The following is an 11,077-nucleotide window of genomic DNA, read 5'->3' on the forward strand; positions in this document are numbered from 1 at the left end:
TTGACAACGTATTATCAGACAAACGCAATCAAAAGGCATAACCCAGATTTACACCAGCGCGAAGGTCCATGCTGCGGTAGTCGTAGCCAACCTCCGACGTAACAGGGCTGTATCGCATGGTATGTTGGTAATGACTCAGGGCGGGGGGCATTCCTCCTCCGCCAAAGAATGCGTCCAGTACAAGCCCTCGCTTGAAAACCCACTGATATCCAAAGGTTAATCCAAAACCAATTGATCGGATTTTGACCTCGTCCAGAGCAGGGGGATTGCCGGGGCCGGTTCCGATTTTGTTGACGTAGCGTAGCGATCGGGCTTTTAGGTACGGACTGATGTAAAAGCCTGTGGGATGAGCTAGTTCCATTATACTGGCGAGTTTGTCAAAATAGAACCGCCCTTCAACGGTGGCATTCACAAAATGTTCATCGTCGGCGCCACCGAATCCCCACCAGCGAAAACTGGTCTGAATCGCAAATTGCCGAGACAAAGCTCGTTCATAAAATACAGAAATTGGTGCCAGAAGATTTGTTTTCAGTACGTTCGGACGACGCCATGGTCGGGTTGTGTCCTGTGCGTAGCCAGAACCTGATAACATAATGGTGAGTATAATAATCGCTGGGAGGGCACCTCTGGCAGCAGCGCTCTGCGCACAAATCAGGCCGTTACGTAGTGACATTAATTCGGGTTTAAGGCTATTCGTGTGAATAGTTGTTACGTATCAGCGTGCTACGTTTCTGACCGATGGATTGGGTCGTGCGCGCGTGGTGGAATCGATAAACAAAAGTCCGTCGAAACGCCGACCGATAACGACTGACTGGAAAAAAAACGGTTCTGCACCAGTGGTATAAATTGAACCAATACTACGCATTGGGGCGGGTTTTGTAAGCCAGTTGTTGATGTCGGCATTCTTTTTTGTTGAGCGAAGATCAACGATGAAGTTTTTTAGACCCGTTTGTGCCAGATACCAGTCTATCGAACCTTCTGGCGCGGGCTTCGACGTGAAAGCCATAAGCATTCGGTTGGCGGGATCTTTGGGTTGAGCCTCCCTTGCCTGAAACGAACCTTGGTTGAAGCTAAAGCCAAGCGCGTAGTAAGCATCACCGTAAAACTGTCGTAAGTAGGCGCCAGTTGGCATGAAAAAACCAGCATTGTCCGTAGCAATATGGCCATTGTGCGCCCAGATAACCGCTTTTGTTCCAGGCGGTTCGCGATCCATCAGTCGCCGGAAATTGTCGGCCATGTACACGTCCCGGGCAGATACACCAACCGACGTCTGACGACTGTAGGAATCTACGTACTGCATTAATACGCGGCTATATTCACGCATCTGATCGTACTCGGCCTGACTGGATTTCAAGACGAGTAGTGGGCTGTTTAACTCCAGAAAAGAGTACAGGTCGTTATACCTGATCTGTAAATTTCTGAGCGTCTCCTGCATGATTTTCTGCTGCTCGGGCGTACTCAGTACAGAATTAAGCGAGTCGAGATTTGTTCTGAAAAAGGCTCTGGTTGAGTCAAGTCGTTCCGGAACTACCCGACTGAGGTAATCCAGTAATTTGTCTTTACCGGGCTGATTGAACTGAATATCGAATCCAACGAATTTTACGCGCTGATCCGGCGAAACGCTCGTATTATACTGCCGCGCCCAGTCCATCATTGCTCGGATTTCTTCGGTGTTCCAGGTCCAGAATCCCTGACTGTCGAGGGCTTTTGCGCCATCGTCCATCTTACCCGTTACGTAGTCGTTGATGAGTTGCAGAGCGGCATAACTGCCTTCGATTGCAAACACGCGGTAATTCATTTCGCGCACCAGAAATTCGAGCAGCCGGTGTTTGACCTGAAAAAATTCGCGGGTGCCGTGCGTTGCTTCGCCCAGACCAATGTAGCGAATATTCTCAAGTGTTTGTTTGAGTGGCTGCAAATCCGCAAAATCACTGCCTGCCTCAACCGTTTTTAACGGAATAGCATTCTCCTTCAACCAGCCGATTACTGCCTGCTGTTTGCGAAGTGGCTGAGCCGCCTGAACAGCATAGGTTTGCGCCGAAAGCATTTCGTCATTTTTGATTTCATAACGCCCTGGCTGAGCGTCTTTTTCAAGCGAACTAATCTCAAGTCGATACGTTGCGGTGCTTTTGGCTTGAAATGCAATAGGCTCGTCGCCCTGGTCGCCGTTTGGCGAATCGACCTCGAACACGTTAGATTCATTCGGTCCGAATAGCCGTACCACTACGTCGATGCCCCGCTGATTGAGCGTAACGCCCTGAAAATGTTTAAGCTGGTAGGTATGCTTCTGACCAGTCCTCAGGTTACTAGCCACTGGTTTTCCCTGTTCAAGCCGTTGGGCTTCCGATTGTGCAGGGGCCAGCGAGGGTTGCTGAGCGAATACCCATTGAAGGGGTAGACCAGGAAGGCTACTGAGTAGAATGACCCGGTATAACAGATGGAGCATGGCGTGGAACAATTTTGTCAATAAGAGCGGATGCGTTTGATTTTATAACGTAGTGATGGCGAGATACTCCTCAGACGGTTGACCCATCGACTGCTGGCGTTCTGCATTAACTGGCTAACTCAACAGATGAGTAGGAATCATTTTTAGTACCACATTGGTCGTTGCAGCCAATTATACGATAAAAAGAATAAAATTTTGATGACAATCAACCATACCTGTCGTCTCATAGTGGTCGAAGTTTTCGATGAGGCTCATCTTTATCAAATTTTAGAATATGAAGAAATCTTTTACCAAAATAATCCACAACGCCCAATTCTTCGCTGTGTCGTTTGTGTCTGCAACAAAAATGTGCATAAAGCCTCTCTCTTTCAGCGCATTGCTACTGTTGTTGTCACTCCTTACCGGACCAAATTCCGCATGGGCTCAAAACCCTGGTACAATTGGCGACAGGGTGTGGAATGATACCAATGAGAATGGTTTACAGGATCCTGGAGAGGCAGGTATAGCTGGCGTGCAAGTCGACCTGGAATTCTATATTGGCCCGCCCTCACCCACGCCGTCACAACTGGCAGACCCAGCGAACTGGTCTACTCCTTCTACGCCCATGCTGCCAACAACTGTAAAATTTACCGACAGCAATGGAAACTATTCATTTGGCGGCTTAAGTCCATATATCTTTCGGATAAGGTTTTATTTGCCTATAGGTTATACCTTCAGCCCGGTGGATGCGCCCAGGCCGTCCTTTCAGGATTTCTTCGATAGCGATGCCGGAGCATCAGGGTATAGTCACGTTATATACCTAAATGACGGAGAGGTAAACAATACTATTGATGCGGGTATGTTTATAAAGGAACCAGAGGGGCCTTTGCCCGTGAAGCTCACCAGGTTCGAGATTACCAAAGAAGGGGATAACCTGGCCATTCTAACCTGGGAAACAACCGAGGAACTGAACAGCAGTTATTTCGAGGTTCAAAAAAGTGCTGATGCAAAATCCTGGGTTGACGTTGCCAACGTTCATGCTAAGGGAAATCATACAGGGCTTGCCAACTATCAGTATGTTGACAACGGGCCTTATGCGGGCACCAATTACTACCGACTCAGAATGGTTGACATAGACGGAACCTTTGCCTACAGTTCGATCAAAGCGGTTGCTTTTGAAAAGGCAAAGAAAGTTCACATAGTGTCGTATCCTAATCCGGCATCCGATCAGATATTTATTAAAAACTCATCTGGATTTAATATTATTGGAGCCCAAATCCTTGATTTATCGGGACGTGTGGTACTGGTTGAGAAGCCGTCTACGCTGGCCGCTGGAATTGAGGTTAAAAGTTTGCCGGAGGGACTTTACATTCTAAGCATTTCGCTGGAAAACGGAAATACCGAACGCCAAAAAGTGTACATAAAAAGATAGCGGTAATTGTAAAATTTCATTAGTCAATTTTATGACACCAAAGAAAAGAGCCGGATTCGTTCTGGCTCTTTTCTTTGGTATAATAGTCAACACATTGCGGCAAAAGTGCCTTGTACAACAGACTTGCTTACGTACCAAGAAATAATCTTCAATGATAATACTCCCCCTGATGAAAAGGCCTAATCGATATCTTTCAACGAACTCGAAAATATAACGAACTCGAAAATCTGTTTCCTGCAAGAAACTTCACCCACTAATTACCCTAATGGTTGGGTGCTCGGCAAGAATGGCCATAATATTGTCAAAATACGTTTCCCCGGTGCCCCTCTCCAGCGCTTTTAGCTTTTCTGCAAACAGGCTTTTATTGTAGGGCGAGCCAGACACCAGCTTTTCCAGATAGTAAGCGCGGGTTGTTTGATAGCCCAACGCCTTCCGGCTATGCTCCATATGGTGCCAGACAAGGTCAACCGATTGGGCGTCCTGAAGGGCCCCGTAGCTCCCATAAAGTAAATCATTAAACGCGTCGAGGCTAGGGCCGATCCTCCAGCTTTCTCCTTTCATAAACACCCGGTTGATCTCCTCATAAAAGGAGGCAATGTCGTTTACAGCGTTTCCGTTAATTTCAATTAGTTTGCTCATTGTTCAGGTCGGTAAGTAAGTCTCAGGCTGAATCCTTTTTCATCTCAGGAAGGAACCGTTTTTATAGCATATAAACCCCGTAGTCTCTGTTTATTTTTGATGGTGATCAACTGCCAGATGAAGGTATGCGTTCTACGTGCCCCTCGCACTTGGAAGTATGTGTTATAACCTGAATACTGAGGCTGGAATCTCCCAATCAGCGTCTATCGTTGTAGAAATCAGCTGCTAAATTTACATTTACTGAAACCTTCCTCATTCTACCCAGTCAGTATGATGCCTTTCCGTTTGCTCTCTTTCCTGCTATTGTATGTAGCAAGCATGAGTGTAGTTCCTGCCCAATCTCTGCCCTCGACCTCCCCGCGTATCCGTTTCGAACACATAACCGTAGTCGATGGCTTACCCGAAAACTCGGTAACCTGTATGCTTCAGGATCATCTGGGCTTTATGTGGCTGGGCACCCAGAATGGACTGGTTCGGTATGACGGCACAACCATGGTCGTTTACCAATATAACGCCCGTAATAAATTCAGTCTCAAAGGCCGACACATCCAGTCGTTATGTGAGGATCATAACGGCGACATCTGGGTGGGCTGCGAACGACTGTTTCGATTTGAACGAACGACCCAGCGTTTTATCGAATATCCTCGGAACAGTCCCCGGATAAACGATACAAACGAGTCTACGCGCTTTATTCATGAGGATAAACAAGGACATATCTGGACAATTCGGCAGATACAGAATAGCTGGCTACTGGATCGGTTAACCCCCAAAACCAGAACCTGGACTTATTTCCGTCATGAGCCTGCTAACAACCGTAGTTTAGCCGCCAATTCTATTTATTACAACACGGTGGATGGCCTGGTCAGTTTTGCCTTTCTGGAAGATAGAACCGGCAAGGTATGGGTGACGACCACTGGCGAAACGACCAATACGCTCCATTGGCTCGATCCTGGCTCCAACCGATTCATTCGCTTCAAACCGCGTACGACGCCCCAGCTTGCAGCGGACTTCGCTAAAATTACGTTTATAGCGGAAGACAAGCAGAACAATTTATACCTCTCGTCGTTTGCTGCCGGAAAAGGACTGTTTCGACTAAACCCCCGAACAGGGCAACTGACTCAGTTCAAAAACAATCCGCAAGACGCTCACAGCATCCAATCCGATTCCCTGAATGGGGTGTATCAAAGCCGAAATGGGATGATCTGGGTGCCAACCCTGCAGGGAATGGACCGGCTGGACCCGAAAACAGGAACCTTCGAGCATCTGACGTCGAAATTCAATGACCCGACCACGCCCGCTCTGGCCAGAGTTCTTTGTGAAAGAGATAATGGCGATCTATGGTTTCTGACCTCGAGTGGGCTAAATTGCTACAGTCAGCGACTGAATCAATTTATTAGCTACCAAAGCAGGCCTGATGAGGCCGGTGCGTTGCACGCAGAGAGTATCCATTCGTTTCTGGTCGACCGTACCGGTCTTATTTGGGTAGGCAGTCTGAATTCTGGTCTGAATAAACAAAGTAGACTGGCCAAATTCCCCTTGTTGTCCAATAGTCCGCTTGCTGGAAACAAAAGCCAATCTTCGACTATTTATTCGGTGTATGAGGCTCCATCTGATCCTTCAGTTTTGTGGCTTTCCACGGATAAGGGGCTGGATAAAGTAGACAAAAAAACAGGCGCTTCTACTCATTACCGGTATAACAAGGAAGATCCCCATTCCCTCGGACGCGGCAAGGTAACAGCCATAGCCGAAGACAACCGGGGGCGACTTTGGGTGGCGACGCAGGCCAGTGGCTTGAATTTAATGGATCGGCAACGGGGTACCTTCACCCACTTTTCCAAGAATCCAGCCAAGGTGAATAGTTTACTGGTGAATACGATTACCTGCTTGTTACCCGCTTCGGATGGTACCCTTTGGCTAGGTACTGACAATGGGCTGGACCACTTCGATGTTGACCGGCAAACATTCACGCACTATTACAAGGCCGATACCAGTTACGTTCCCGATTTATACAGACGAATCGGACAATTAACCACCAAACAACGGTACGTAGCGAGTATTCTGCATCCCGGCAATGCGATCGACAGGGTCGTGCCTTTCACGCTTCTTCAGACCACGGATCTGCTGGTAATCGTTGGGGGCGAATGGCGATCTACCGTCAAGTATGATTATGGCTGGATTGAAGACGCCCAGGGCAACGTAGTATGGCAAGCCACACAAACAGGCAGCCGGGCTGATGGTCTGGACGGACAAGTTCGCAGTCAAATTAAGCCGATACGATTAGTTGCAGGCCGTTATCGACTGCGCTATAAATCTGATGATGATTATGCCTATGGTAACTGGAATAGTGGTCCACCCAAACACCCTGAACTATGGGGGATTCAACTCTATCGGCTCAATGCCACGGAGGCTATAGACATAGCCGGGTTAGTCCGTAAGCGAGAATTTACCGGATTATCGGATAACGCTATTACTGTACTACGGGAAGATGCCCGGAAGCAGCTATGGATTGGGCTGGGTTCTGGTGGTGTGCAAGTTTTAAATACCCTTACCGGAAAGTTTCAAACCTACCGGGATAATCTCAATGGCCCCTTAAGTGTGCGGGACATACTGCCGGCTACTAAGACAGGTCTCTTTTGGGTAGGCGATAATATATTTGGTCTTTTACTGCTTGATAACAAGGGCCGTATTCTAAAATCCTACAATGCGGCTAACGGACTGTCCAGTAATTCGGCCCTCACCATTCAACGTGATCATGGAGGAAAGCTTTGGATAGGAACTAACAACGGACTCTCGCGATTCGACCCTAAAACTGGTCGTTTTATCCGGTATACCTCAGCGAACGGACTACCCGACGGAGTCATCAATCATTCATCTAAAACAAGTGACGGGATCATATACATTAGTGGTGCTAAAGGAACCAATGCCTTTTCCCCGGACCAGATAACCACTAATCCTGTTCCGCCAGCAATTGTGTTGACTGATTTGGTGGTTGGGGGACATTCTGCTACGTTCCGAACCGGGCGAAATCCAATTCATATTTCCGGTATCAGACAACTTACCCTACTCCATAACCAGAATGAGCTGACCTTTCATTTTTCTGCGTTGCTATACGATCGGGATAAAGAGTCTCAATATGCTTATCGATTAACCCCTATTGATAAAGACTGGGTGTTTAGCGGTATTACTCGTCAGGCGCGTTACAACGATCTGCGTCCGGGTACATACACCTTTCGGGTCAAAGCCGCCAATGCCGACGGGGTCTGGAATGAAAAAGGCATCAGCCTCCGCATCGTCGTTCGGCCTCCCTGGTGGCGAACCTGGTGGGCCTACCTGCTCTATGCGGGGCTGGCAGGGGGCAGCCTATGGGCGTTTATGCAATACCGATCTAAGGCCCTGCGTCAGAAGAATCAGTTGCTGGAAGCCCATGTAGCCCAGCGTACCAGAGAGGTGCAACAGCAGAAAGAAGAGATAGTAACCCAGCGCGACCATCTGGAATCGACGCTGGAAGATTTGCAAAAAACCCAGCAACAATTGATTCAGAAAGAGAAACTGGCTAGCCTGGGCGAATTGACTGCTGGCATTGCTCACGAGATTCAGAACCCGCTTAATTTTGTCAACAATTTCTCCCAGGTGAGCACGGAACTCTTGACTGAACTAAAGGAGGGACCCTTCCAGAAATTACCAGACAACGAAAAAGATTTTGCCGAAGAAATCTTAAGCGATCTGACCAATAACCTCAGGAAGATCCATCGCCACGGTAACCGGGCTAGTAGTATCGTCAAGGATATGTTGGAACACAGCCGCACCGAATCGGGGGAGAAACGCCCGATCCACTTGAATGCGCTGGCCGAAGAATACCTCAAACTTGCCTATCATGGCATGAGAGCGAAAGATAAGACCAAGGGCGGAATAACCGAATCGGCCGGCCCGTCGTTTCGGTTTAACTGTGAACTCGTGACCAGCTTTGACGCCAACCTGGGACGAATAGACGTAGTACCCCAGGAGATAGGACGGGTGCTGTTAAATCTGTATAGCAATGCTTTTTATGCCGTAGCTGAGCGGGCTAAAGCCGCACACGCACACCGACAGGGTGGTCTGGCGGGGGATATATATTCACCTGTAGTTCGGGTAAGTACGGCGCTGATAAAGGCTTCCCCTGAGCAGGTGGATGGCTCGGCCAAATTGCTGCGTCACCGCTCGTCTAATCCCACTGAGGGAACTGAACAAGCGGTTCAGATTCGTATTCAGGATAATGGCATTGGTATTCCTGAAACGATCCGGGAGAAGATCTTTCACCCTTTTTTTACCACCAAACCTGTGGGCGAGGGAACCGGACTGGGGCTTTCTCTGAGCTACGATATCATCACGAAAGGACATGGTGGGACATTGACGGTAGAAAGTACCGAAGGTCAGGGTACCGAATTTATCATCACCTTACCTATTTCGTAGTCCATCTATCCTGAACCGCACCTACTGTGAAAAGCCTTTCTTACTACACCGTTTTGACAGCTTTCGATTGAGAATGACCTGCCTATTAGTTAAACAGTAGATGATTTGGTCAAATCAAGCTAACGGTTTGGCTTATGATTGTCCGCTTTGGAAAGTTTCTTTTGCTGGCTCGCAGTGACGGCTGTCCGTAACCTTTCTGATTGGTGATTCAGGGTTTATGAAAAACTCCTGACTAGTAGAAATTTCAGGTAGGGGTATTTTCTAGTAAAGTAGCTGGAGAATCATTTTGCTTGTTTCTGACGTATTATCGATCATACTGGCCACCATTACGTATTTTGTCTACAAAATATAATCAATGCAGTATCGCCAATTAGGAAAAACCGACCTGAACGTATCACAACTGAGCTTTGGCGCATCGCCTTTAGGAAACGTGTTCAACGACGTAACGGAGGCCGAAAGCATACGCGCAGTGCATACTGCCATCGATCAGGGCATTAATTTATTTGATGTAGCCCCGTTTTATGGAGACACACTGGCCGAAACACGGTTGGGGAAAGCGCTAAAGAATAAACGTGATTCCGTTTTTGTAGCCACTAAATGTTGCCGGTACGGAAATGGCATCTTCGATTTTTCTTACGAACGTGTGCTGCGAAGCATCGACGAGTCGCTGGAGCGGTTACAGGTGGATTATGTGGATCTGCTGACCGTTCACGACATTGAGTTTGGCGACCGGCAGCAGGTCTTGACCCAGGCTATTCCGGCCGCTCTTAAAGTTAAAGAAATGGGAAAAGCGCGGTACGTCGGTTTTTCGGGATTGCCGGTACGGTATCTGGCCCAGATAGCCCGACACGTGAACGTCGATACGGTCTTGTCCTGGGGCCACTATACGTTGCTGGACGACGAAATCAACGACGAACTGGTGCCCCTATCGATCGATAAAGGGTTTGGGCTGATGAATGCTGCTCCTCTCATGCAGCGGATTCTGTCGGACGCCCCGATTCCCCCCTGGCAAAGTTCCCCTCAGGCTGTGAAAGATATACAGCCCAAACTAATCGCCCTTTGTAATGAATACGGACTGGCGCTGAGCGACGTAGCGTTGAACTATGCCGTGCAGCACCCGGTGATTGCGACCACCATCGTGGGCATGTCGGAGCAGCGGCAGGTCGAACAGAATCTACGAGCGCTTCAGATACAGATTCCCGATGAGTTGCTTCAGCGCATTGATACCCTGATCGCTCCGGTAAAAAATCAGATGTGGTTTGAGGGAAAGCCGGAAAATAATATCCCTAAATCAAACAGGCAACATGAATAAACAACCTGCACTGGTGCTGGTGGAGCCCGGAAAAACCGAAATACGTGATATTGACATTCCCACACCCGGGCAGGAGGACGTACTGTTACGGGTTAGCAGCGTCGGATTCTGCGGGGGAGATCTCAATGGGTTCAGGGGGCTGTTTGAATTACAGGAATACCCGAACGTATTGGGCCACGAAGTGGGGGCCACAGTGTTGGAAACTGGCAACCTGGTGCCGGGTCATTTCCAGCCCGGTATGCGTGTTACGCTGAACCCGTATCTGAATTGTGGCGTTTGCCTTTCCTGTCGAAGAGGGCGGCCGAACGCCTGCCAGGATAACAAAACAATGGGCGTCCGCCGACCCGGCGCGATGACTCACCTGATTAGCGTTCCCTGGCAAAAGCTGCACAGTTCGGCTCTTTTATCCGTTCGGGAACTAGCCCTGGTCGAGCCACTGACAGTCGGTTTTCATGCCGTGAGCCGGGGTAGAGTGGCTGCGGGTGAAAAAGTAGCGGTGATCGGCTGCGGGATCGTGGGCATGGGGGCCGTAGCGGCTGCGGTTCATCGGGGCGCCGAGGTGATTGCCATCGACATCGACGACGCCAAGATGCGCACAGCGAAACTTGCCGGGGCTGCCCATACCATCAATACCACACAGGTCGATCTGCATGAGGCCCTGATGGCCATCACCAATGGGGACGGTCCCGACGTAGTGATCGAAGCGGTCGGGAATCCGGCTACGTACCGGGCTGCCGTCGATGAGGTGGCTTACACGGGACGGGTGGTTTATATTGGATACGCCAAAAAGCCGGTCGATTATAACACGGGCATGTTCGTT

The 11,077-nt window shown here is 49.0% G+C and carries 7 protein-coding genes; 4 read left to right on the forward strand and 3 right to left on the reverse strand.

What is annotated here, in order from left to right; translation table 11 throughout:
* Nucleotides 1-28: 28 nt before the first annotated feature.
* Complete coding sequence (locus tag ACOJS8_RS23530) at nt 29-673, reverse strand: DUF3575 domain-containing protein (RefSeq protein WP_420151005.1); 645 nt, start codon at nt 671-673, stop codon at nt 29-31.
* A 42-nt stretch (nt 674-715) separates the two neighbouring features.
* Nucleotides 716-2,446, reverse strand: a complete 1,731-nt coding sequence (locus tag ACOJS8_RS23535) for an erythromycin esterase family protein (RefSeq protein WP_420151006.1) — start codon at nt 2,444-2,446, stop codon at nt 716-718.
* A 274-nt stretch (nt 2,447-2,720) separates the two neighbouring features.
* Here ACOJS8_RS23535 and ACOJS8_RS23540 point away from each other — a divergent pair, with 274 nt between their 5' ends.
* On the forward strand, nt 2,721-3,857 hold the full coding sequence (locus ACOJS8_RS23540; RefSeq protein ID WP_420151007.1) for an SdrD B-like domain-containing protein: 1,137 nt from the start codon (nt 2,721-2,723) through the stop codon (nt 3,855-3,857).
* Between the two features lie 246 nt (nt 3,858-4,103).
* Here ACOJS8_RS23540 and ACOJS8_RS23545 read toward each other — a convergent pair whose 3' ends face one another.
* On the reverse strand, nt 4,104-4,496 hold the full coding sequence (locus tag ACOJS8_RS23545; RefSeq protein ID WP_420151008.1) for a barstar family protein: 393 nt from the start codon (nt 4,494-4,496) through the stop codon (nt 4,104-4,106).
* Between the two features lie 270 nt (nt 4,497-4,766).
* Between ACOJS8_RS23545 and ACOJS8_RS23550 the strand changes: the two genes are divergently transcribed.
* The 3 genes from ACOJS8_RS23550 to ACOJS8_RS23560 form a co-directional block, all read left to right on the forward strand.
* Complete coding sequence (locus tag ACOJS8_RS23550) at nt 4,767-8,945, forward strand: two-component regulator propeller domain-containing protein (RefSeq protein ID WP_420151009.1); 4,179 nt, start codon at nt 4,767-4,769, stop codon at nt 8,943-8,945.
* 355 nt (nt 8,946-9,300) lie between these two features.
* Nucleotides 9,301-10,257 (forward strand): aldo/keto reductase, encoded by a 957-nt coding sequence (locus ACOJS8_RS23555; protein WP_420151010.1) that lies wholly within the window; start codon nt 9,301-9,303, stop codon nt 10,255-10,257.
* Nucleotides 10,250-11,077: zinc-binding dehydrogenase (locus tag ACOJS8_RS23560; protein WP_420151011.1), on the forward strand; the 828-nt coding region annotated here is incomplete at its 3' end. The genes ACOJS8_RS23555 and ACOJS8_RS23560, both read left to right, overlap by 8 nt.

The organism is Spirosoma sp. (assembly GCF_048594605.1).
Taxonomy (GTDB): domain Bacteria; phylum Bacteroidota; class Bacteroidia; order Cytophagales; family Spirosomataceae; genus Spirosoma.